This is a genomic window from Pelagicoccus albus, from assembly GCF_014230145.1.
GTDB classification, from domain to species: Bacteria; Verrucomicrobiota; Verrucomicrobiia; order Opitutales; family Opitutaceae; genus Pelagicoccus; species Pelagicoccus albus.
Window position 1 is genome coordinate 453,294 of record NZ_JACHVC010000006.1, and the last position, 23,961, is coordinate 477,254.

The 23,961-nt window shown below is 53.4% G+C and carries 16 protein-coding genes; 4 read left to right on the forward strand and 12 right to left on the reverse strand.

The window, feature by feature from the left end:
* Window positions 1–31: 31 nt before the first annotated feature.
* Both H5P27_RS05355 and yicI read right to left on the reverse strand, forming a co-directional pair.
* Window positions 32–2,599 (reverse strand): beta-glucosidase, encoded by a 2,568-nt coding sequence (locus H5P27_RS05355; protein ID WP_185659339.1) that lies wholly within the window; start codon window positions 2,597–2,599, stop codon window positions 32–34.
* 147 nt (window positions 2,600–2,746) lie between these two features.
* Window positions 2,747–5,020, reverse strand: a complete 2,274-nt coding sequence (yicI, locus tag H5P27_RS05360) for an alpha-xylosidase (protein ID WP_185659340.1) — start codon at window positions 5,018–5,020, stop codon at window positions 2,747–2,749.
* A 320-nt stretch (window positions 5,021–5,340) separates the two neighbouring features.
* On the opposite strand from yicI, the gene H5P27_RS05365 reads away from it, so the two are divergent.
* Window positions 5,341–5,949, forward strand: a complete 609-nt coding sequence (locus tag H5P27_RS05365) for an SCO family protein (RefSeq protein WP_185659341.1) — start codon at window positions 5,341–5,343, stop codon at window positions 5,947–5,949.
* On the opposite strand, the gene H5P27_RS05370 is transcribed toward H5P27_RS05365, so the two are convergent.
* Window positions 5,941–6,858, reverse strand: coding sequence for an SCO family protein (locus H5P27_RS05370; protein ID WP_185659342.1), 918 nt, complete (start codon window positions 6,856–6,858; stop codon window positions 5,941–5,943). The genes H5P27_RS05365 and H5P27_RS05370 overlap by 9 nt on opposite strands.
* A gap of 145 nt (window positions 6,859–7,003) precedes the next feature.
* Here H5P27_RS05370 and H5P27_RS05375 point away from each other — a divergent pair, with 145 nt between their 5' ends.
* On the forward strand, window positions 7,004–9,589 hold the full coding sequence (locus H5P27_RS05375) for a glycosyl hydrolase 115 family protein (protein WP_185659343.1): 2,586 nt from the start codon (window positions 7,004–7,006) through the stop codon (window positions 9,587–9,589).
* 12 nt (window positions 9,590–9,601) lie between these two features.
* On the opposite strand, the gene H5P27_RS05380 is transcribed toward H5P27_RS05375, so the two are convergent.
* From H5P27_RS05380 to H5P27_RS05395, 4 genes are all read right to left on the reverse strand, one after another.
* Complete coding sequence (locus H5P27_RS05380) at window positions 9,602–10,423, reverse strand: M14 family metallopeptidase (protein ID WP_185659344.1); 822 nt, start codon at window positions 10,421–10,423, stop codon at window positions 9,602–9,604.
* Window positions 10,424–10,521: 98 nt separating this feature from the next.
* Window positions 10,522–12,633, reverse strand: coding sequence for a glycoside hydrolase family 97 protein (locus H5P27_RS05385; protein WP_185659345.1), 2,112 nt, complete (start codon window positions 12,631–12,633; stop codon window positions 10,522–10,524).
* Between the two features lie 481 nt (window positions 12,634–13,114).
* Window positions 13,115–13,519: a response regulator gene (locus H5P27_RS05390; protein WP_185659346.1), complete on the reverse strand. Its 405-nt coding sequence runs from the start codon at window positions 13,517–13,519 to the stop codon at window positions 13,115–13,117.
* Between the two features lie 396 nt (window positions 13,520–13,915).
* Window positions 13,916–15,250: a sensor histidine kinase gene (locus H5P27_RS05395; RefSeq protein ID WP_185659347.1), complete on the reverse strand. Its 1,335-nt coding sequence runs from the start codon at window positions 15,248–15,250 to the stop codon at window positions 13,916–13,918.
* A gap of 42 nt (window positions 15,251–15,292) precedes the next feature.
* Here H5P27_RS05395 and H5P27_RS05400 point away from each other — a divergent pair, with 42 nt between their 5' ends.
* Window positions 15,293–15,949: a response regulator transcription factor gene (locus H5P27_RS05400; RefSeq protein WP_185659348.1), complete on the forward strand. Its 657-nt coding sequence runs from the start codon at window positions 15,293–15,295 to the stop codon at window positions 15,947–15,949.
* Between the two features lie 62 nt (window positions 15,950–16,011).
* Here the strand turns inward: H5P27_RS05400 and H5P27_RS05405 are convergent, their stop codons facing one another.
* Entirely contained in the window at window positions 16,012–16,485 is a 474-nt protein-coding gene (locus tag H5P27_RS05405; protein ID WP_185659349.1) for a hypothetical protein, read from the reverse strand.
* Between the two features lie 193 nt (window positions 16,486–16,678).
* Between H5P27_RS05405 and H5P27_RS05410 the strand changes: the two genes are divergently transcribed.
* Complete coding sequence (locus H5P27_RS05410; protein ID WP_185659350.1) at window positions 16,679–17,275, forward strand: YigZ family protein; 597 nt, start codon at window positions 16,679–16,681, stop codon at window positions 17,273–17,275.
* Between the two features lie 53 nt (window positions 17,276–17,328).
* Here H5P27_RS05410 and trpB read toward each other — a convergent pair whose 3' ends face one another.
* From trpB to H5P27_RS05430, 4 genes are all read right to left on the reverse strand, one after another.
* Window positions 17,329–18,534, reverse strand: coding sequence for a tryptophan synthase subunit beta (gene trpB / locus H5P27_RS05415; protein ID WP_185659351.1), 1,206 nt, complete (start codon window positions 18,532–18,534; stop codon window positions 17,329–17,331).
* Between the two features lie 201 nt (window positions 18,535–18,735).
* Window positions 18,736–21,378 (reverse strand): carbohydrate binding domain-containing protein, encoded by a 2,643-nt coding sequence (locus H5P27_RS05420; protein WP_185659352.1) that lies wholly within the window; start codon window positions 21,376–21,378, stop codon window positions 18,736–18,738.
* 315 nt (window positions 21,379–21,693) lie between these two features.
* Window positions 21,694–22,932 (reverse strand): alanine racemase, encoded by a 1,239-nt coding sequence (alr, locus tag H5P27_RS05425; RefSeq protein ID WP_185659353.1) that lies wholly within the window; start codon window positions 22,930–22,932, stop codon window positions 21,694–21,696.
* A gap of 674 nt (window positions 22,933–23,606) precedes the next feature.
* The gene (locus tag H5P27_RS05430) at window positions 23,607–23,927 is read right to left on the reverse strand and encodes a helix-turn-helix domain-containing protein (RefSeq protein ID WP_185659354.1); all 321 of its coding nucleotides are present in this window, start codon (window positions 23,925–23,927) and stop codon (window positions 23,607–23,609) included.
* Between the last annotated feature and the right edge of the window lie 34 nt (window positions 23,928–23,961).

A 23,961-nucleotide genomic window follows, 5' to 3' on the forward strand; every position in this document is an offset into this window, starting at 1 on the left:
GGATTTGTTGGGGGCTCTTAAAATTTTCCGATCAGAGTAGCGTGATGCTTACGGCGGGACCTAGCGTTCGCGAGGAGGATCCAAGTTCAACTGTGTAGTCGCCAGAGTCCACCTTCCAGGCTGAAGAATCGACGTCCCAGTAAGCGAAGTCCTTCGCGTCCAGTGTCAATTCTACTTCAGCGGATTCTCCCGCTTGCAGGAATACCTTTTTGAAGGCTTTCAATTCCCGCGGAGGACGCGGCAAGGCTGGCTCGATGGCTCCGAGGTAAAGCTGAACCACTTCCGCTCCGGCCTGCGTTCCGGTGTTCTTGACGGTAGTCCGCAGCGTTACGCTTGATCCGACTGAGATGCTGGACTCGGACAGTTCAGGAGTCGCGATCTCGAAAGTCGTGTAGCTCAGCCCGTGCCCGAATGGGAAAAGCGGAGCGATCTGCTTTTCATCGTGCCAACGGTAGCCCACGAAGACGCCTTCCTCATAGTCGACGCGTTCCGGGCCGTAGTTGTTGAGTGCGTGAGCCGGGCTATCCTCTAGCTTGCGAGGCATGGAGAAAGGAAGTTTGCCGCAGGGATTTGCTTCGCCGAACAGAACGCGAGCCAAGGCCGCTCCTCCGTCCATGCCAGAGAACCAGTAGTGCAGCATGGTGTCGGCATCGTCTGCCCAAGGCAGGGTGATTGGCGAGCCACTTTGCGTAACGACTATAGTGTCGGGACGAGCTGCCAGCACGGCGGCGACCGCTTCGTCTTCGCCTTCCGGCAGATCCATGGAAGGTCGGTCCGCTCCCTCCGATTCATGAGCTCGGCCGAATCCGACCTTATTGCCTGAGAAGAAAATTACTGTATCCGCGTCTTTGGTACGCTTTGCCAAGTCTTCGGGAAGGATTGGTTCCAAGGCGGAAGGCAGTCTCCAACCGAACTTCAATTCTCCGGCTTCGCTGCTCGGGGCATATTCTACCACGATGGAGTGAATGTTTCCCTCGTCCAATGAAGCCGATCCAATCAGCGTCTCGTTCGCTGGCTTGTTCCAGGCGTCGGCGATCAGTTCGCCATCGACGTAGATGCGTGCCGCTCCGACGGCCTGTAAGGAAAAATTGTATACGCCACTTTCAGGAGCCTTGAGGTCAACGGTCCAGCGACAGGAAAACTCGCCGAGCTTGAGGCCTTCGACGGGCGACTCTTCGCTCCAATCCGCGCTCAATTGGCGAGCAAATGTACTTTTGAATACCTTACCCTGCAGCTCGCTACCTTCGAAGAACTCGATACCCCATGCCTTTTGGGCGGCACCGTGCTCGAGGTCGCTCGAGTCGATGGTTTCGATCACGTCTTCTGGCGGGTGGTTGTAGATTTCCGCGAAGGGACCGGGGATGTATTCGATTTTCGCTCCTTCTCCCAAGTAGGCTCGCAAGCCAGCAAGCGGAGTTGTTTCGAAGAGCGGCTTGCCCTCCGCGCTCCAGCCGCCTGCGACGTGCTTGGTGTCCGCGTTGGAACCGATCAGCAAAATGCGTCCCGCTTTGCTCTTATCGAGCGGCAGGATGTTTTGCTTGTTCTTGAGAAGAACCATTGCCTCGGTGGCTACTTTGCGGGCGAGGGCGTGGTGCTCTGGAGCATTGCGGACTCCGGGAGTACGTTCGAAATCGCCGAGCTTGCCGATCTTCGCCATCACGTAGAGGACGCGGCGAGTCATGTTGTCGACCACCTCGGCGGGTACTTTGCCCGCTTGGACGGCTTCGACCAAAGGAGTCTTGTAGTACTGGATCGCTTCGCCGGCGTGCATTTCCACGTCCAGTCCGCCAAGTGCTCCTGCTACGGTTTCGTGCAAACTTCCCCAGTCGCTGACCACGAAGCCCGGGAAATTCCACTCGGACTTGAGGACTTGGTTATTCAGGTAGCTGTTGTGGCTGCAGTACTCGCCGCGGAAGCGATTATAGCCATTCATTACCGTGAGGACTTCGCCTTCGACCACTGCCGTTTCGAAGGGAGCGAGGTAGATCTCACGCAAGGTTCTTTCGTCGATATAGGTGTCGACCGAGCTACGCTCGAGCTCCTGTTCGTTGCCTGCGAAATGCTTTACGCAAGCGGCCACGTTCTTGGATTGCACGCCTTTGATGTAGGCGGTGGCGAGCTGGCCGGCGAGGAACGGATCCTCGCCCATGTACTCGTAGTTGCGTCCGTTGAGCGGGGTACGCATCGGATTGACGCCCGGTCCGAGCAGAACGTCCTTTCCGCGATCGCGCGCTTCCAAGCCAAGGGTTTCGCCAAAGGTCCCTGCTAGTTCCACATCCCAGGTTGCTGCCAAAGCGCTAAGCGTCGGCAGTACGGTGGAGTGGTCGGTGGTGCAGGTGCCCGGATTGAAATTATTGCGGTCCACCTCGGGGCGTACGGTGTGCGGTCCGTCGCTGAACCAGAATTCCTCGTCCTGTCCGATCTTTGGATGGGGCGCGATCGTCATGGTGCCGCTTCCAGCCAGCAAGGTTACCTTCTCCTCGAGGCTTAGTTTAGCCAAGGCCTCGTTGGCCCGAGCGAGGGCTTTTTCGTCCACGGGTGCGACCGGAGACTTGAGGGTTATTGATTTGGGTTGAGAGGAAGAGGGCTGGGTGGCCATGTTGCGTGATTCTGAGCTAAGTCAGATTTTTGGTAGTGGAGAAATTGCAGGAGCGACCCCGATTTTTGGCGAGGTCGCCCGTGTTGAGTTAATCGGTATCCGTAATACGATTACGGAACCAATCGGGTTTTTAAAAAGGTTTCAGCTTTAGATATCGAGTTCGAGGGAATTGGCTCCAGCAGGGATGCTGGCAGTCTCGCCGCCCACGATTTCGAGTTTCGCATCCTTGAGTTCACCCTCGATCGAGAGGGAAACTTTACCGGCGGAACGAGTCGCGGTGATGGTTGCGGTTTCCTTGCCGTCCTTGCCAAACAAGGTGCAAGAAGCGCTGGCTCCTTCGTCGAGCTGGAAGAGCTTCAGCGTAACGCCTTCGTTGTACTTGTAGTCCGGATGGTCGTCGTGCGTTCCGATTGGGAGCAGAGTGTTGGGACGAACGTAGAGCGGCAGGGAAAGGAAGTCGTGCTTTTCCTGATACCAGCTGCCACCGTCTTTGACCTCGCCAGTCATGAGGTGAGTCCATTGACCCTTTGGTAGGTAGTAGGAGACGCTGCCGTCCTCGGTGAAGACTGGAGCAACGATCAAGGAACCGCCCAAGCAGTACTGGGCATCGAGGGAATCGCAGGCCGGATCTTCGGGGAATTCCAACATCATGGCACGCATGGTGGGGATACCATCGCGATGGGCTTCCACAGCGGCCGCCCAAAGGTAAGGCATGATGCTGCACTTCAGTTTCGTGAAAACGCGAAGCACGTCGCAGGCTTCCTCGTCGTAAGCCCAAGGCACACGGTAACTGCTGCTGCCGTGCAAGCGGCTGTGCGATGAGAGAAGGCCAAAGGCTGCCCAGCGCTTGTAGATGCAAGACGGAGCAGTGCCTTCGAAGCCACCGATGTCGTGGCTCCAGAATCCAAATCCGCAAAGGCTGAGCGACAATCCGCCGCGCAAGCTTTCCGCCATGGATTCGAAAGTGGACCAGCAGTCGCCACCCCAGTGAGCAGGGAAGCGTTGACCCGAAGCGTAGGCCGAGCGAGCGAAGAGAACGGCTTCGCCTTCTCCACGAACTTCCTTCACCGCGTTGAATACGCATTCGTTGTACTGGATGGTGTAGAGATTGCGCATCTTCACCGGATCGGACCCGTCGTGATAGACGACGCCCTCAGTTGGGATACGTTCTCCGAAGTCGGTCTTCAGGGCGTCGACTCCCATTTTTAGGAGTCCCTTCAACTTGCCAGCGTACCACTCCGCGGCTTCCGGATTGGTGAAGTCGACGATCGCCATGCCCGGCTGCCAGAGGTCGGTCTGCCAGACGCTGCCGTCGGTACGCTTGATGAAGTAACCCTTTTCGGCGCCTTCCGCGAAGAGCTTGGAACGCTGGCCGATGTAGGAATTGATCCAGACGCAAATTTTCAGGCCGCGATCGTGGAAGCGCGATAGCATGCCCTCGGGATCTGGGAAGACGCGTGGATCCCACTCGAAATTACACCAATCGAACTCGCGCATCCAGAAGCAGTCGAAGTGGAAGACGTGCAAGGGCAGGTCGCGATCCCGCATCCCATCGATGAAGGTGTTGCAGGTTTCTTCGTCGTAGTTGGTGGTGAACGAAGTGGAGAGCCAGAGACCAAAAGACCAAGTCGGCGGCAAGGCGGGACGGCCTGTCAATTCGGTCAGGCGACCCAAGACATCCTTGGGGCTGGGGCCGGCGATGACGAAGTACTCGAGGCTTTCGCCCGGGATGCTGAATTGGACGCGAGAAACCTTTTCCGAGGCGACCTCGAATGACACCGGGCCAGTCTCGTTGACCAAGACGCCGTAGCCGCGATTGGTGAGATAGAAGGGAACGCTCTTGTAGGCCTGCTCGCAGCCGGTGCCGCCGTCTTTATTTACTGTTTCGACCACTTGGCCGTTTTTGACGAAAGCTGTGAAGCGCTCGCCAAGACCGTAGACGTTTTCGCCCACCCCGAGCGCTAGCTGATCGTGCACAAAGGTTTCGCCTTCGGAGGACTGGACATAGCCCATCGCTCTCCAGCCGCTCTGGGTGAGGACCTTGCCCTCGGATTCGAAAGAGATTCCCCATCCGTCCTTGGTGCTGACTTTCGCGGTCAAGCTGCCGGAGGTGAGTGTGGTGGCTGCCTCGCCTTTTTCGATGGCTACCGGGATGTTGCCCTCCTTTTGCAGAGGAATAACTGCACCATCCTTGTTTCCACCCACGTAGTGCTCGATGCGAACACGGACCACTCCCTCCATGGGGGAATTCAAAGTCACTGTCAGCAAGGGGCCCTGCAAGGTGTCGCCGCGATGATTGATCGGCTGCGTTGGGGCATGGATGACCAAGCCATCGTTGGCTTCGGTAACGTCGTATGCCTCAGCGGGATAGTGAGCTTTAATTCCAGGTTGGTGGAGCCATTGGCCGTCGGTGAATTTCATAGGAAGGAAGCTTTGCGAATTACTTCGGTGATTCTGAAGTTTTGAGGGTCGGCTGATTTCCGGGCTTAGGGAAGCGATGTTCCTTGGCCGCAAAATCTAACGAGGGGTCGCCGAAATTGAAGATTTAATGATAAATCACCGATTTTTGATGGTCTGCAAGTCAAAAAGCAGGCTTTGCCAAACTGAATCTACTCAAACAATAGATTGAGGCGCTTAGCAGGGTTAGAAGCGGAAGCAATTTGAAGGGCGAGAGTTTGGGGTTGCGGTCAATCTATCCGGCCCATCGTCTCTTCGTTTAGCCGCACGGAACTTTATTTCGCATGAGAATCGTTATTTTAACCTTAGCCGCAGTCGCCCTTCTCGGAGTGGGGGTATATTTCATACCGCACGAAGCAGAGCAGCCTGAAAGCGTACCTGAAGTTTTGGCCGAGTTTGGCAACGTCGCGAACTTCGAATTTCTCGACCAGGAGGGGGCCCCGTTTTCCTCCGAGCAGTTGGAGGGCAAGGTGTGGCTGGCGAATTTCGTTTTCACCTCTTGTTCGGCGGAGTGTCCTATCTTGACGGCCAAGATGATGCATGTGCGTGAAGAGCTGGGCACAGATGCCAATGTCGAATATGTGTCTTTCAGCGTCGATCCTGTCACCGATACTCCAGAGCGGCTTAAGGAATACGCTAGCGACTACGGAAGCGCGGAGGATTGGGTGCTGTTAACGGGTGACGGCGAGAAGCTCGATTCGCTGATCAAAAACAGTTTCTTGCTGCCGACCGCTAAGGACTATCATGAGCGCCGCGATATCGCCGCCACTGGGTTTATCCACAGCAACAAGCTCATCGTGGTGGACCAGAAAGGAACGGTTCGCTACGCAGTCGACGGTTTGGAAGAAGGAGCGGTGGAACGTCTTAGCACCGTCATGAAACGACTAATGTGAGGCCGCGGCCGATTTCATTTGCTCGGCCAATTCTTCCGGTGCCCAATTCTCGTCGGTGAAAATGTGAGCGATCCTACCCTCGGTATCCAGTACCACGGTGCGTAGGTTGTGCAGGTAGGAATTGTCGCGTTTGCCGAAACGAAGGCCGACGTTGGCGGCGATGCCATTGATCGGATCCATCGTTTTGCTGGTCAGCAAATCCCAATGGGCGGGATCGTAATCGAAGGCTTTGCCATATCGCTTGAGGACTTCGGGCGTGTCGTTTTCAGGATCGAAGGAAATGGTGACTAATCTCCAAGGCGCTTCGAGCACCGGCCCGTCGGCGAGGATCTCGTCCACATTTCCGAAGTTACGCATCATCATGGGGCAGTATTCCGGAACGGGGCAGCGAGTGAAAATGAAGGATATCGCGATAACGCTGCCGCGATAGTCTGAGAGGGCAATAGGTTGGCCCTCTTCGTCCAGAAAGGCGTAGTCTGGGAGCGGATCGCCGATTTCGAGTAATTCGCCAAATGAATCACTCCGGCTGGTCACGCTTGCTCGCGGATCGCGTTTTTCACCCGTGGGCTCGATGTCTTCGATCCAGGAGCGCTGGTTAGTTACCTTGTAGACAAAGCGGATCTGTTGTCCTGGCTCCAGCCCCACTGCGGATTGTGGATCCGCCACGTTGAAAAGCATGATCATAGGCGGCATGTAGCCGGGCATTTCCTCGTGATCGACCATGAGCCGGTCGTTTTTATCCAACACGTTCTCCACGTAACCCTTCACGTGGAAGCTTTTTACAGCGTCCTCCTCGGAGGAGTTGGGCCCGCAGGCTGCTATCACGGTGGCGATGAAACTTAGCCCAATTATTCGGCAAAGGCGTGCCCGGATGGATAGTCGGCGGTTCGAAACGTGTGATCGGTTCAATTTGTACAATGGTTTGCGGGAGAGGGAGATTGGTGTTCTGCTTCGGGCCTAGTCAAAGAGAAAGGTGAAACCTCGACCGTGTTTTGACGGTCCGAAGCGTCTCCGCTAGACTCGCTGCTTCACTCGTTAACTCTGTGCAACGTTTATGCCCTACTTAAAAGCTGCCTCTTTTCTATTATTCGCTTTATCCTCTTTCCTCACGGCATTGTCCGCGAGCGTAGACTGGGTCACTTTCCAATCCGACCCGTCTGCCTTCCGCTTGGTCCACAAGGGGAAGAGCTCCGAGATTCTTGTTTCGGATGATGACTTCACGGTGGTCAAAATCGCGGCCCAAGATTTGGTGGAAGATATCGAGCGAGTCACTGGAGTGGTCCCGAATCTCAAGACCGCTAAAGCTGCTAATTTGGCTGGCAAAGTGGTCGTTGGCACGGTCGGGCATTCGTCGCTTGTGTCCAGTCTGGTGCTGGATAGAGGGCTTGATGTGAGCGAGCTCAATGGGAAATGGGAGAGCTTCCAGATTTCAGTTGTGGGCGAGGGGAGCGAGGCAACGCTAGCTATCGTGGGTAGCGACAGGCGTGGCACGGCCTACGGGGTGTATGAATTGTCCCAAGCGATCGGGGTCTCGCCATGGTATTGGTGGGCGGATACGCCAGCGAAGAAGAGCGATTCGCTTTTCGTGAAAAGCGGAACACGCCAGTTTGGCCCCCCTTCGGTCAAATACCGCGGCATCTTTATCAACGACGAGGACTGGGGGCTCTTTCCCTGGGCTGCTCAAACCTTCGATCCGGAAACCGGCGATATTGGACCCAAAACCTACGAAAAAATATTTGAATTATTGCTACGCTTGAAAGCCAATACGCTCTGGCCAGCCATGCACGAAGTCACCGCGGCGTTTAACACCTTTCCTAAGAACAAGGAAATCGCCGACGATTATGCCATTGTTATGAGCTCCTCGCATGCGGAGCCCATGCTTCGTAATAATGTGGGCGAGTGGAAAACCGAGAAAAGTGGATACAACTATCAAACCAACTCGGAAGAGGTCTACCGCTACTGGGAAGAACGGGTGAAAGAGAATGGAGGCTACGAAAATGTCTACACCCTCGGAATGCGCGGAATCCACGACAGCGGCATGTCGGGAGGTAGCTCGATCGAAGAGAAGATCGCCCTGATTGAAAAGATTTTCAGCGACCAAAGGGAGCTGCTGCAAAAGCACGTCGACGAAGATTTGGCCAATGTCCAGCAGGTGTTCACGCCTTACAAGGAAGTCTTGGAGCTATACAAAAATGGTCTACAAGTTCCTGAGGACGTCACCATCGTTTGGCCAGATGACAACTTCGGCTTCCTGCGTCGTTTTCCCAATGAAGGTGAGCGAGCTAGAGACGGCGGGTCAGGAGTTTATTATCATCTGTCCTACTTGGGAGCTCCGCTCTCGTATTTATGGTTGGATACAACCCCGCTTGCTTTGGTTTGGGAGGAAATGCATCGCTCCTATCAGCTCGGCTCGCAAGACTACTGGATCGCCAATGTGGGAGATCTCAAGCCGCAGGAGCGTTCTATGGAGTTCTTCCTCTCCATGGCTTGGGACATCGATCGTTGGGGACCGGACGCCCAGGCGGAGTTTCTGAAGGACTGGGCTGGCCGTGAGTTCGGGGAAGGCGAGGCGGAGGCTATCGCTGATTTGATGAACGAATACTACCGCCTCAATTCGCAGCGGCGTCCTGAGCACCTGCAATGGTGGATGCCCTACAAGCGCGTCCAAACCAGTCCCTTGACCGAAGAGGAGTTGGCCGATCGAATGACTGCGTTCATGGACCTGATTGAGGACTGCGAGCGTATCGAATCCAAGTTGGCCGAAAGCCAGTACGATTCCTTTTTTCAACTCGTAGCTTACCCGGTTAAAGCTTCGGCTTACTACAACCTGCAGTACTTCCACCTCGAACAGTATTTTAAAACATTCCAGGTCAAAAACGAGCTGGGCAGGGTTCACGGAGGAATCGGAGCTGAGGCTGGGAGGCTTCTAGCGTCCTTGACTGCTGAATACAACAACGATATCGCCGATGGGAAATGGAAGGGGATTATCGCGGTAGAACCGGCAGACTCTGCTTGGAGGTCCTATCGAACCACGCCTTGGATCGTGCCGGCTGAAGGTTTGATTGATAAGGTGGACGACATAGCCGCTGCCCATAAAGGGCTCGAATATCGTGGAGCGAAACCGGTAGAGTCGACACAACCTGAGTTGACGATCGAAGCGGAGAACTTTGATCGCAGGGGTGGAGCAACTGCTGCTTGGGAGACGATTCCTAATCTCGGTTGGTCCGGAGATGCCATTACCGTTTTGCCGGTTACTGAAGCGAGCCGTTCTGTCGAGGAAATCGATGAGGATACGCCCTGGGTCGAATACGATGTGAAGGTAGCAAACTCTGGTACGTACCGTTTGTTTTTGGATTTTCTGCCAACCTTCCCAAGCTCGAGCACGGGTGAGCTTTCGGTCGCGGTTTCAATTGATGGCGGCGAGCCGCAGTTAATCTCTATCTACCGTAAATCCAAAAGCGCGGAGTGGGCGCAGGGAGTATTGAGCGGTTTGGTGGGAGCGGAAATTTCAGCTGACCTGAAGGAGGGCGAATCGCATAGTATCCGTATCAGTATGCTAGATACGGGAGTCGTTCTGGATCGGCTTTCCTTGCACCAAGGTGAATTGCAGTCTTGCTTCAGCGGACCTTCGGCCCTGTAGGCTTGCGATCGCTTAGCCCGCCTGGGAGCTGCAGTCTACTAGGGCTGCGTGAGAGCGGTCCAAAGCTACTTTGAGGCAAGTCTCAAGCCCCTTTACCCGATCTTCCAATGGATGAGAGGAGGGCGCTTCGAAGGTGTAGGAAAGGGTCGGGTGGCTCTTGGTCAACCAGATCGCCTCGGGCCAACCTTCTGGCTCATCGGCTTCGCAGGGGTGAACGATAAGCCCCGGGGCGGCGAGCTCATGGTCATCCACGGGACCTGTCTGCTGGAGCGGGATCTTTTTTGAAAGGATTTGTTGCAGCTCCTTCGAATAGCAGGGGAGCTGGCTGGAGTTGATCGCGTAGAAGTAGTAGCCATCGGTTTCCCAATCTTCGTGCAGGGAAAGATGCAAGGCGCAGGCGGTTCGGTGGGATTCCCACCAATTAGTGTAGGCTTTGATTTCAGGGCTTTGTCGCAGTAGGAAATCACGATTTTGGTCGATACCCGAAGCGTTTTCGCGTGTTCCTTGCAGGAGTCCAGTCGGGTTCAGGACGGGCGTGAGCAGCCACTCGAATTGTTCGCTAAACGGATAGTTCTTAAACAGTTCCAGCAGAGCGAGCGGACCAGCGGGTTCGTCACCATGCATCCCAGCCGAGATTAAGATACTGGGAGCATCCGGTGTGGCCGACTCCTTGGTCCATAGGTTTATGGCGTGTCCAAGACCGTCCTGCCAGATCTCGTGCTTGGCGAAACCGGCGGAAGCGGCGAGTGAATCGACGTCGCTCTCAAACGCAGCCAAATCGAAGCGTTGGCTGTGGTTTTCATTTTCTGGTTCTGGCTGGGGCTTAGAACTCATGCCAGACTCCTAGGAGCTCGGGACTGAATTGCAAGTTAGGCGTTTGCCAGAGTATCCGCCGTGGGTTCGGCCTCGGGCGGATACGATTGGCTCTAAAGCTAGTCTGCTACGATGCCGATGGCGAATCCTCCGCCCGGAGCGGATTGGATTTTCAAGGTTGATTTGGAGGTCACCTCCAGCATTTCGATTTCGTAGGCTTGAGGGTTGTCTAGGTAATGGGCGTCTTCCGCATCGCGGTAGAGAGTCGCCGTATAGGTTTTTCCGGGTACGAGAAAATCGAGATTCAGTTCGGCAGTGCGAGCGTCTGCTCCGTTTACGTTGCCTATCCACCAATTTTCAGTGCCTTTTTCATTTCGGGCTGTCGTGATGTAGCGGCCTGGTTCCGCTTCGAGGTAGACCGTTTTGCTCCACTCCATGGGTACGTCCTTGATGAATTGGAAAGCGTCCAAAAATCGATCGTAGTTTTCTGGAAGGTCCGCTGCCATGTGTAGTGGGCTATAGAATACGACGTACAATCCGAGTTGATTGGCTAAGGTGCTGTTTACGTGTGAGTCATTTTCCGGATTTAGCTTGCTGATATCCATCTCGAAAACGCCTGGCGTGTAATCCATGGGGCCTCCGATTAGTCGGGTGAACGGCAGAATGGTTACGTGGTGTACCCGTGATCCACCGAAGGCTTGGAACTCGGTGCCTCGGGCGGATTCGTTACCGATCAGGTTTGGATAGGTGCGGGCAATTCCGGTGGGGCGAACTGCCTCGTGGGCGTTGACCATGATCTCGTAGTCCGCCGCTTTTTCTACCGCGTACTGGTAATGGTTAACGATCGATTGGCTATAGTGGTACTCGCCTTTGGGCAGGATGTTTCCGACGTATCCGCTTTTAACCGCGTTGTAGCCGTGCTGCTTCATAAAAGAATAGGCAGCGTCCATGTGGCGTTCGTAGTTACGCGTCGAGCCGGAGGTCTCATGGTGCATGATTAGCTCCACTCCATTTTCGCTAGCGTACTCGTTCAGGCTTACGACATCGAAATCTGGATACGGAGTTACGAAATCGAAGACGTAGTCCTTCTCGTGTCCAAACCAGTCTTCCCAACCGATATTCCATCCCTCGACCAAGACGCCGTCGAATCCGTGTTTGGCGGCATAGTCTATGTACATTTTCACATGATCGGTATTGGCCGCGTGGCGATCGCTTCTTTTAAGCTGAGTGTAGTCGGTTTCTCCAATTTTGATGGAGGCAGGTTCGTCAGTGTAGGCCCAAGAGCTTTTGCCGGTGATCATCTCCCACCAAACCCCGATGTATTTCATAGGCTTGATCCAGCTGGTGTCCTCGATTTTGCAGGGCTCGTTGAGGTTGTAAGTCATGCGCGAGGCGAGGATGTCGCGTGCGTCGTCGCTTACCATTATGGTTCGCCATGGAGTGTGGGCGGGTGCCTGCATATAAGCCATGTCTCCCACTGCGTTAGGTGTGAGCCACGCTTCGAAGACTAGATAGTCCGGATCCAAGTTTAGATGCATGGCCGGGTAGTCGATTAAGGCGGCTTCATGGAGATTCAGGTAGAGGCCTGTATCCGTTTTCAGCATAAGCGCGGTTTGAACTCCTGTTTTTGAAAACGAGGTCTGCGAGGCATTGTCCGAATAGGCGTCGTCGAATTTGCTGCTGATCTCTGTGAGGCGGGATTCGGTGTAGTCGTATTCCTGGGAATCGTAGTCGCCCGGTATCCAAAAAGCGGTATGGTCCGCGGTCATGGCAAATTCTGTCAACTCGTCCGTGACTACAAAATGACCAAGATTCTCTTGCTCCGGAAACTCGTAGCGGAAGCCAAGTCCCTCATCGAAGAGGCGAAAACGCAGGTTCATCTGGATTCCGGAATCCTTCTGTTGGAGGCTGACTAGCTGTTCAGTGTAGTGGTTGCGGATCTCCGATTCCTCGCCCCAAACAGGAGTCCAAGTTTCGTCGGATTGTCCTTCTACGACTTTGAGGATTTCAAAGCCTTCACTGAGATTCTTTGCTTCGCCGTCGATGCGCACTTCGAAGCCGAGCATGCTCGCATCGATTATGGTCTGGTCTTGGAAAGCGAGCTCGTAGTGTAGGCTTCCCGATTCGTCGGTGTCGTACTGGAGCGAGATGCCTCCATCGGGGGAGTGAAGTTCATTGGCAGAAATTGACGCGGCCAGTAGGCCGAAAAGGGGGAATAGGGTACGTTTCATGGCCATATCTTGTCCTGCCTGCGGTCGGGCTCTCAATCAGACGGATAGGGAGAAAGCATGAAAGACTAGGACAATTCTTATGCAGAATGCAGTCTCAGAAAATTAAAGGTATTGCGGTTTGCGATTCAAGGGAGCCTCGAAGGGTGTGACCGCAGGATCAAAGCCGTTGGAAAGCCGGAGGGTTTCGCCAAGGACTTTGAAGAAATGGCCCGACATTCGTCGAGCTCGACCAGATATTGTCTACGCGTGAAGATCTGCTGCCTCGCTATACTACTGCTTTGGGAGCGATCATTGGGGCGTCGCTAATGATGGATATAGAGAGCGATGTTAGATATTTGGATACCCAGCTTTCCCAATGTCTCTTTTTATCTTTTCAGGAGTGCTAGGAGCTCTCTTTCTATTTACGATCATCCGAAACGATGACTGAAGAAATATAGCTAAATCGATCCGTTACTCCTCTTGAGCGCACTTGCGATCTTTGCTAAGACGCTGTATCCAAACTTTCACTAGCTGTGCCTATAAGAGATTCGACAGCCTCTTTTAGTGTAGACGGAACCATGGGCTTCAAACGGAATGCCACTTTTTCTTTATATTTGGATGGCATATTCACGAGAGGAGATTTGGAAGCGCTAATGAGGAGAATGGGGACAGGGTTATGTTCAATTCGCAAGGTCTTGATAATTTCGTTACCGAGGAGTTCCGGCATTCGGTAGTCTACAATTACTAGGTCAAAATCTCCTTCGCGAGCAGATTGTAGTCCCCGTCTGGCGACTATTTCAGTGGTAACCTCGTAGCCAAAGCGTCTCAGAGCAAAGCTATAGGTCAGCAGCGTGGAGGGCTCATCGTCGATGAGTAAGATTCGTTTCGCCTGATTCGCAATGCCCATCGCCTAGCTCACAGACAGAGTACTTGGAGTTCAGGGAGGTGCCTTGTCACAAGAGTTGAAGAGCTTGCTGACATAACGCCAAATTGGATCTCTGGACTCGGCTTCCGTGGGCGGCGATACTTCGCGAGAGCACGTCGACGTATTCTGAATCTAGTTTCGAGTAGTCTCTATTGTAGTTGGTAGCCATCAGTTGGACCAAATCATTCCTGCATCGCCACGGGGTTGGGCCATGCAAATTGAAATGGTGCGCAATTCATTGGGCGCGAGAAGGCTTTTTAACAGGTAAAATCTCTGCCAAATGGCGGATAGCGAATCCGATCGTTTGTTATGCCTAGCCTCTTTAAAGAGCCCAGGTTTTTCGAAAGCGGTAGCCTTTAGGACTCCTTACTGGGCAGCCTAGGGTCGAGGAGGCCGTACTGGCAGGAACATAGAGGCAGTAACTCCGTAGTCGTCTTTGTTTCGGGATACATCCAGACGGCCATGCAGTATTCCACACAAGCGTTTTGCAATCGAGAGGCCAATGCCGCTTCTGGGGACTTTCAATTCTGTATCCACTTCTTCCTTCTTTTCGTGGTCACCTGTCGGCAATTCAATTCTGTCGGTTTGGTCGTTTAGCTTAGAGCTGATGATTTGGGAGTCGCCGTGGGGGTTTGAAATCGAGGCGTTTATCATCTTCTCGCCAATTGGAAGCGAAGATTCAGGAGGAGAGAGAACTCCGGAATTTTGTATGGTGGCAAACCAGTTTCCGTCCTCCTGCGTTTTCCCCCACTTGACTTCGATTTCTCCTTCTTGGGTGAACTTGAGGGCGTTGTGCATCAGGTTTTGGAGGATGCGGGTGAGCTGTGCTTGGTCCGTCTCGATGACTAGCGATTCTGGCCCTGATACTTCGAATTGGATACCACGATCTTTGGCGACTAGAAGGTAGGGCGTTAGAATTTTCCTCATGAGCTCTGCTGCATCTACCGTCTCGTACTTGATGATGGCCTGTCCTGCTTCAAGTTTGGAGTGCACTCGCATGTCCTCGAGGATTTGCGTGGCTGTGCTCAATCCTTCTGCCAGCGGCTCGTAGAGGTTCTTTAGCTCTTCGTGCTTAGAGTTTCGGTGGAAGATCTGAGTCATGCTAGACAAGATACCCAGAGTCCCGGCAAGGTCATGGCTTGCCTCGCGGTATACCAAGGCTTGTTGTTGCGATAGTTCCTGCAGCTTTTCGATCGAATCGTTCAAATCGATTAGGTGCCCTTTAGCCTCTGCCTGCCTAATCTCTTCATATTTCGCGACGCTACTATTGATGCCTTCTGCTATCAGTTCAGAGAGGACATTGGCCACTTCGTTCAAACTCGTTTCGCGGAACTCCGGGCATGTATCCACTATTTGGGCTATTTCCTGGATAATGGCATTTCTTAAATGATTCCAGTCTCTGACAACCTCGGTAATACTGAAGCCCTGCTGCCAACGGCTGAGCCCGTGGTATTCCATCTTGCGAGTGCGTTCCGAATTCAAGTAGCTCGTTGCGGCGGTATCGATACTCCGTATCTGGCCATCCATTATATCTAAAATCTGGGGGACGTGATCCAGAAATTCTCTGCTCGAAATACTGGATATGACTTCCAAGTTTCCGTCCGAGGCAGCCTTTTGTTTCCACGTTTTTAGGATTGAGGGGCGCCTTTCTAGGATTTGATCTGCCAATTGGCAGAGGGTAATCTGTCGTTTTTGGGTCGTGTTCTCCTGCATGGTTCATCCACAATTGCAGTTCGCATGCCTGACCGGTTTGACATGAATAAATCTCCCAACAGGACTCTCTCTATCGGCGTTGTCGACGATCATCCCTTTGTTGCGAAGGGCCTCGCGGCAGCCTTGTCCCTCAAACCCGGCGTGGAGCTCCTTTGGGATGCGACTGATGCTGACCGCGCTGTCGAACTACTGGATAGTCAGCCGGTAGATGTGGTCGTGGTGGACTTGAAAATGGAGGAAGCGAACAGTGGGCTTAAGGTACTCCGCGTAGTGGAAGAAAAATACGAATCGACTTCCGCAGTTGTATTCACTGCTCATGCACCGCGACGTTTGGTGCGGGAGGCCGCTGTACTAGGGGCCAAAGGCTACTTCACGAAAGACGTGGATATCGAAGAATTTGTGGACGCCTTACTCGAAATCGCGGATGGAAAAGCGAGCACGGCGAAGTTTTCAGGCGCACTTAGTGAGCTGGCAAAGCCCAACCCTTACTTGGATATCAGCAACCGAGAGCGGGATGTCTTGCTACTTGTATCGAAGGGTAAATCGAATGTGGAAGTCGCTGAGGAGCTGGGTCTCAAAGTTGGTACCGTCAAAACCCACCTTGAGAGCATCTACAAAAAATTGAGTGTGAATAACAGGACCGATGCTCTGCGGGCCGCTTTGTCCGAAGGATACTTCAGTTTGGAAGAGCTTGTATAAATGCAAAATGCAATCTCCCTAATTCTGGAAGATTGCATTTTGAGTGCTGTGCTACGCTTACTTTAAGCTGCTCCGTAACTGTGATGTTTGCTATCTGATCCAGCAGCAATCGCTTCGATAGGCAGTTCGGCATCGAATAGCTCCTTCTCCCAGCTTGCTAGCAACTTCTCGTCTAGACCTAGCTTAGGAGCGTTTTCACGATAGATTGCGGCTATCTCCCGGTCGCACTTTTCTAGATAGGCGAGGATCAGCTGAGGATCTATCCCAAAGACCGTATGCCGAGGGTCTTGCGCAAAAGGCCCCTCGTGCTCGTTCAGCTCTGGGATCTCTTGGCCAGACCTTACCAGTACCCTCTCGAGTCGCTGTTGGATCCGGCTGTGGCTGAGTCTCCGTTTGGCGGTCGCTTCCACCTTTTCGTTTTCGCACTGGCCTAATTCGAAGTAGGCTCTGCCGTAAGCGGCTTGGGCTGTGCGAGCAACGTTGATGGCGTAGTTAATCAGTTCAGTATCGTGAGTGTGATTCAAATTTGCTGTCATAGTGGCTGCCTTTTCGCATTTCACGCGCCAAGGTTTAAATCCTTATTCTTCGAGGCCAGTCTGCCGACTTCAGTTTGTTGCGATAATCGTTGGTGAAATCGCCTAGCAAACGGTGGGCTAAAAGTGTTTCTGCTCTTTTACCCTGCGTTCAATAGGATTGCTCTTTGTCGCTGGCTTACTAGCGGTCGAGACGATGTCAGGTGCCTATCGTATGCCCTCCGAGAATGTGGAGACGGAGATTGTTATCCAGAAAAGCCGCTTCATCGCTCAGTGCTTCAGGGTCGATGACAGGGACGCGGTGAATGGTGTTTTGGAGAAGGTTAGAGCGAAGTATCCAAAGGCGGGGCATCACTGCTATGCTTGCATCGCGGGTGCTCCGACAGATTCGCAGGCTTACGGCTTCAGTGATGATGGGGAACCGAATGGCACCGCAGGCAAACCGATGCTGAATGTGCTGATGCACTCGGGCGTCGGCTGTATCCTTGTTGTGGTGACGCGCTACTTTGGAGGCATCAAGCTCGGCACGGGAGGATTGGTGCGGGCCTACACGGACGCGACTAATGAAGTCCTAGGCAAAGTCGAAACGGTTTTAAGAGAGGAAAAGACCGAGGCCAGCTTGACTGTGGGTTACTCGATGGAGCCTCTCATTCGCAGTTATCTCGAGAAGCTCTTGATCGAATTCTCAGTCGCTTACTCCCATGAGGTTGCTTTCGCACTACGCCTGACTGCAGGCCAGAAGGAAGAGCTTTCGACGCTGTTGGTAGAGAACAATCTCAGACTGCAGCCCTAGTGGGGCATAGCCGTTTTTCGAGACGGCCATGCCTTTGAGAGTTTGGGGACGATTTATTGGTCCTCGGGGAGACCGAACTTATCGACGACGAAGTCGATGTCCTTGTCGCCGCGTCCGCTGAGGTTAACCAGAATGGATTGGCGAGGCTTCTCTTGGGCGAGTCGCATGGCGTAGGCGACCGCGTGAGCGCTTTCCAGGGCAGGGATAATTCCTTCGAGGCGGCTGAGCTTGTAGAAAGCGTCGATGGTTTGCTCGTCGTTGGCGTCCACGTAGCTTACGCGGCCATTGCTTTGCAGCATACAGTGCTCGGGACCGACGCCGGGGTAGTCGAGTCCGCTTGCCACCGAATAGACTGGTGCGGGCTCGCCAGCTTCGTCCTGAAGCATTTGGCACTTGAAGCCGTGGATCACGCCGGGCTTGCCGAATTTCATTGTGCAGGCGTGTTCGCCGATTTCGTAGGACCGGCCTGCGGGCTCCACGCCGTAGAGCGAGCACTCCTCATCTTCAAGAAAAGCGGAGAATATTCCCATGGCGTTACTGCCGCCGCCTACGCAGGCCACGACATTGTCGGGCAGTTCGCCGGTCATTTCCATAAACTGTTCGCGAGCCTCGATTCCCACCACACGCTGGAATTCGCGCACCATCATGGGGAAGGGGTGAGGACCGACGACGGAGCCGATGCAGTAGATGGTATTGACCGGATCCTTCAGGTAGGACTGAAAGGCGGAGTCGACGGCTTCCTTCAGTGTCTTAAGGCCATGGCTGACTGGAACCACTTCCGCTCCAAGGATCTTCATGCGCACGACGTTGGGATGCTCCTTGGCGATATCGACCTCGCCCATATGGATCTCGCATTCCAAACCGAAATAGGCGGCAGCGGTGGCGAGGGCGACTCCGTGTTGTCCGGCTCCGGTTTCGGCGATGAGCCGCTTCTTACCCATGTGTTTGGCCAGCAGAGCCTCGCCCATGCAGTGGTTTAGCTTGTGAGCTCCGGTGTGGTTAAGATCCTCGCGTTTGAGGTAAATGCGGCCGCCCAGCAGATCGGATAGACGCTGACAGTAGTAGACTGGAGTGGGGCGACCCTGGAAGTGTTTGCGGATGCTGCGCAGCTCGGAGATAAAGGCGTGGGACTTGGAAATGCGGTAGTAGGCGTCGGTGATCTTGTCCATCTCGACCTGGAGATCAGGTGGAATGAAGCTGCCGCCGAATTCGCCGAATTGCCCGGCTGCGTCGGGAGTGCTTTTAAAGTAATCGCTCATGTTGATTTTGTTTGGGGTTGAGAGACGAAGTGAAGCCGTGCCTACCTATTTTGACAAAGGTGGAATTCGGGCAGTTTTGCGGGTATTAGTTAAGCTAACCGATGGTAGTAAAATGCGCGTATCCCCTCTGCCTAGTTTAATGTCAGAAGGGGAACTATTTGTATCCTTGAGGTGGTTACGTTTCGCAGGCTGTTTTGGCCCCTAGCGAACCAGAATCTCGTCGGCGAATAGCCAAGATATTGTGCCGGTGAATAGGTAGCCTTCCGGTATCTCGCCAAAAGGTTCGGCGACCACTCTGATATAGCGTATCTGCTTTTTGGATTCGATGGGGATTTCGAATTTTACCAGGTAGGGCTCGCCGCGGATATTGCCGTTTTCGTTTTGGATCGATCCGCTCAGGGTGAAGTTTTTGCCGTCGGCAGAGGTGTAAACTTTCACAGAGGGAGGCAGGAAAATACCGCTATTGGGATCGCAGAGATAGCTCGCAATCACTTCTGTAACGGGCTTCTTGCCACCCAGATCGATGGTAGCGTCCAAAGGTTCTCCACAGTAGCCTAGCCAGCGTCCGTCACGGAACTGAGTGGTGCCCATGATCCCATCGGTGAGAGTAGAAGGGCCGGAGGCCGGGTAGGCAGGGTGGGCTGCTTGGGCTAGCGAAACTGGCTTTTGAAACGCAGGGCTGGCTGGTACGTAGATGCTGGAATGGGCGATCGGATTCTGCGTCGAGTCGAAAACACTCGCATTTACCGTTGCGGCCTCTTCTAGCCGCAAATCGGCAGGGAAGATTGGATCGTTGAAACTCGGCTCCTTGTTGATGGCGTAGCGCAAGCTGTGCCCCTCTTGGGGCTTTTGAGCGCTCACAATTCCGGATGGGCCTGGTTCCTGTAATTGGTAACTGAGTACAGGCGAGGGCACGATTTGTACGAGGTCGAACCAGGCGACTCCCGCTGTCTCCAGTCCAAAAGAGAGGACCGTGGAAGTAGATGATTTCGGAGCGGTGAAATAGAAGCCGTACTCCTGCCATTGGTCGCTCAAGGTATAACGTTTGGACTGCTGCATGGGGTCGATGTCCAACAAGAAGCTGGGCATCTCAGGCTGCCTTTTCCCTTTGGCCCAGATCGAAACGTAATAAGATTGTCCTTTTTCCAAAGCGATAGGAATGAGGCGTACGCGGTTTCCACCGAAATCTTTTGGTGCTGTGAGCCGGAGGCTGAAAAGTCCCTCTTTGAATTCGCGAGGATCGAGAAAAGTGGATGAGCCGATATCCTTTTGCTCTTCGTCGATCCAACGTAGATTTGACCCGACTGGAACGCCAGCGCTCGCGAAGGACTCGAAGCTCGGGTTGGTGGTAAGGTTAAAATTGGATACGAGTTCTGGCTGCTCCTCTTCCGTTTTCAACGATAGAAAATAGACTCTGGTTCCGTATCCATCGATATAGTCATTCAACGTGTTCTCGTCCACTGATAAGGTTCGATTTTCGAACCAAAGGGACGCTTGAGCGGACATGTCCATTAACTCGCCCTCGAGTTTAAGCGAAAGTGGCTTCGGTTGCTCGTCCAGATTAGCGGCTATGATGACGGTTTCTCCATCCACGCTGTACGCTTTGACGATAACGCGGGGATCTGAGCTTGAGACCTCAGGAGGCTCCTCCGTGGATAGGAGGAAACGGGTAAGCTGGGCGGTCTCGACTGCCACGTCGCTGCAAGCGGACCATGCGGATACTGCTTGCGGAATGTTGTTCCCGCTGCTGCGTATATAATACTGGATACCGCGAGCTCCGTTGAGGAGGCCGAGGTAGGTCATGAGTCGGAGCTCCCGTCCTGTGGGTTCTCTTAGCCACATTTCTTGCCCACCAAACGCTTGAGGAACCAGCCAAACCGATTTCTCGTGCCGGTATGCGTCCACGTACGCATCGAGCGTTTCTAGGATTGCCTCTGGAGGTTTGCCTGGAATTGGGTAGGGGTCCGTCATGGCGATGTCCATGCTATGGCGGAAATCCTCCCGCTTGGAAGGCATCATGAATACAACGGAAACCGGGTGATAAGGGTCGAGTTCCTTGACTGCTTGGTAGGCGGTCTCAATGACTTCCGGAGGTCGACCTTGTCCGTCGGGCTCGTCATTGATATACCATGACAAAAGGGCGGGGTGATCACGAAATTCGATAACTTCTTCTTTGAGGAGGGCAAGTTTCTCCTCCTCCGTCAAATCCACGCCCTTGCTGCCGTTGTGGCCGGTGCCAACCAGAGAGTTGAGTCCGTACTGGACCTTTATCCCCAGGGCGGCGCAACGATCCATGTAGGCTCGCCTCTCCTCCCGATCTTGGGGGAAATTCGTTTGATAGGGGCCGATGGTATTGAATCCGTTGGTGACCTCGCGCTCCGGCAGGTCATCGATTGGCACGCAGTAGAAGCCGAAGGGAATGAAAGGGAGTCCCTCTACGATTAATCCGCCTGTTAAGCGGTCAATTTGAACGGCATGATCTTTGTTCGGCAAGCGTTTGATGTCCACGCGACCGCGGGTGATAACATTCGAATCCGTTGAAAATGCATATTCAATTTTGCTTGTGCCCATCGGCAGCGAGCTGATGTCCAAGGGGATTTCCTTGTCCGCTGCTATGATTGTTGATTCGGTTAATAGGACCCCTTGGTGGAATGCTTGGAATGTCCATTCGCTTTCACTTTCGATCTCGGATCCCTTTAGAATCAAGCTAGCAGTGTCGTCTGGTAGGTAGTAGTCGTACCGGCTGCTTAGGTTTTCCGCCTTAGCGCTGAAGGCTGTAAGCAACAGCAGGGAAATGAAGTAGATCGCACTTTTAGGCAGCGAATTCGGAAAGTATCCAGACATAGGTTACGACGTTGAGTTCGTTTAGAACCGCGAATTTCGTTTAACTGAAATCGCGAGACTGCGTCTGGAAAGTAGCAAATTTCCAAAATGCGGGAAATGTCGAAATCGATGGAGTTTTTAGTAAAAACGCTTCTGCACGGCCGCTAAGAGGCGTTTCTTTCCGAGTCTTGAAGACTATCTACCCGGCCTTGTCAGCTTTGGAAGATGGGGCAGGGGTCCAATCGCCACAATGAGAGGATCTCTGAGAGTCGATCGACACTCAGCTCTCTTGGAACTGAGCTTATTGCCGATCCCAAGAGTCGGAATTGACTATCGCTAGAAATAGACGCGGGGATTCGAGGCACCCCACATGGTCGCTTGTTCGCCGAGAGTGCGTTCGCTGTGCATACGGTTTTCGCGGTCATCGATGAAATCGTCGCCTTGAGCGCCGTACAGAACGACTTCATCGTTCATGTGGACTTCCGGGAGGTCGGTTACGTCGACCATGGTTGTATTCATGGTGGTTACGCCGACGATTCGAGCTCGCTTGCCGTTGATTAAGACGTAGCCACGGTTGCTGAGCGATCTTGCAATTCCGTCTGTGTATCCAATTGGCAAATTCGCGAGTACGGAGTCGCGAGTTAAGATAGCCGAACCTCCGTAGCCTATGGTACTGCCCTCGGGGAATGTATGCAGAGAAGCGATACGAGTCTTGAAGGTGATAAGCCGTTCGTAGGGCGCTGTGCGTCCGTAAAGAAGACCGCCGATTCGAACCATGTCAAAAAGAGACTCGGGAACGTTTTGTGCCGCGAACGAGCTGGCGGCGTGCAGCGTGAGATTCTCGCGCTCGAGGGGCGAGTTTTCTATCAGCCAGGCGGTTTGTTCGGCAAACTTTTCACTGGCGGCTTGGATCAGTTCGATTTTGGCCCGAGGGAAGTGTGTCATCATACCCACTATGTTCAGATACTTGTTCCGCACGATTTTGAGCCCCTCTTTTTTGCCGGTCTCTGTCCCGATTTCTAGGCCGTTGCGTCCCATGCCAGTCGAATTCAAAACGAGATGGATCGGGATCTTAACACCGTGGGATTTGGATAATTCCTTAATCTGGATCGCTTGCTCGAGGCTGCCTATGATCTCCTCGATTTTGTATTCGATGCCCTCTTCGATCTCATTGCGACTCGCCGAGCGTGCTCGAACGATTCTCCCTTCAAAACCGTTCTCACGCAACATCCGGGCCTCTTCGTTGCTAGTGATTCCGATGAACTTTACCCCGTTGTCTATGACGGTCGGCAGCAAGCCCACGATTCCGTTTCCGTAAGCGTCGGCCTTCATAATGGCACAAAGTTCCGCTCGGCCATCGAGAAACTCTTTCACCCGCTTAATGTTTTCGTCGAAGGCTTGAGTATCGACCTCCAGCCAAGCGTTGCTGCCGGCGATGCGTTTCTCGAACAAGCTCTGATCAGTCTCCTGGACCAACAGAGGAGCGGAATCGCAGACGAGTATTCCGAGCGTTAGGGACAGAAGGGCGAAGATCCAAGTTTTTCTTCGCAAGACGTGTATTGGCGAAAGCGACATGACTCGGCCCCGAGCCTAAGCTGTGCCACGAGCTCGCTGGCACAGTCTTATGCAAAGAAATCGCACAAGCCGAGGATAGGTTTACTTAGGTGCCGACCATCCGAATTCCAAAGTCGTCACCAAAATGCTCGTTTGTGACTCGAAGCTTGGTTTTGGAAACGCAGTCCACTCAGCGGCAATTGATCGTTTTCGCTCCTTGCGTAGACCCCCTTGTGGGTGTTCCGACTCGCTTTGCGATCGGTCTTGTCGGCTAAGCCTAGGAGCTAATCCCGCCTTCGGCTATTTCAACAGGCGTCCTTTGATGCAGGGAAGGGGTGAGAAATCTTAAAGAGAGTGAATTTATGGATGCAGTAAGGTTCAGAGGATTGGGACTTGATTTGATCTTTGAGTATAGACCTAATTTCACCGCCCCTAAATTTGACTTTTGATGAGTGACCCCTTTGGGCTTATTTGGTTTTGGGTGCACAGTCTAATTAGCGGCAATTGGTCGATTTCGCTCCTTCAGTCGAACCCTCTTGTGGGTGATGCGAATCGCTGTGCGATCGGTCTTGTCGGCTAAACCTCGGAACTCATCGCCCTTTGGCATTCATACAGGCGTCCAGGATGCAGTGAATGTATTTGAGCTTAATAAGCGAGTTCATTTATGGATACAGTAAGATTGAGAGGATTAGGTCTTAGTTTGATTTTGAGCATAGACCTGATTCCATTGCCCCTAAATTTGAATTTTGATGAGTGACCCCTTTGAGCTCCCTTTGTTCCTTGAGGATCAGCCGCTCCACGGACGTATCCGTGGCGTTGGGACTGCAGTTAGGACGGCGGCTCGCTTCACCCAGTCCAGCAAGACCGAACCGGTCGTACCGTTCGATGTACTTGTGCCCGGTCTTTCGGCTTATGCCGAAGTCCTGGCAAAGGTCTGTTATATGAAAACGCCCGGTCTTGGCCAGCGTCACGAATCTGAGCTTCTCTTCCATAGGGTACACTTCTTTCCAGGGCATGATGCCCGGTTATGTGTAACCTATGTCCCCGGTC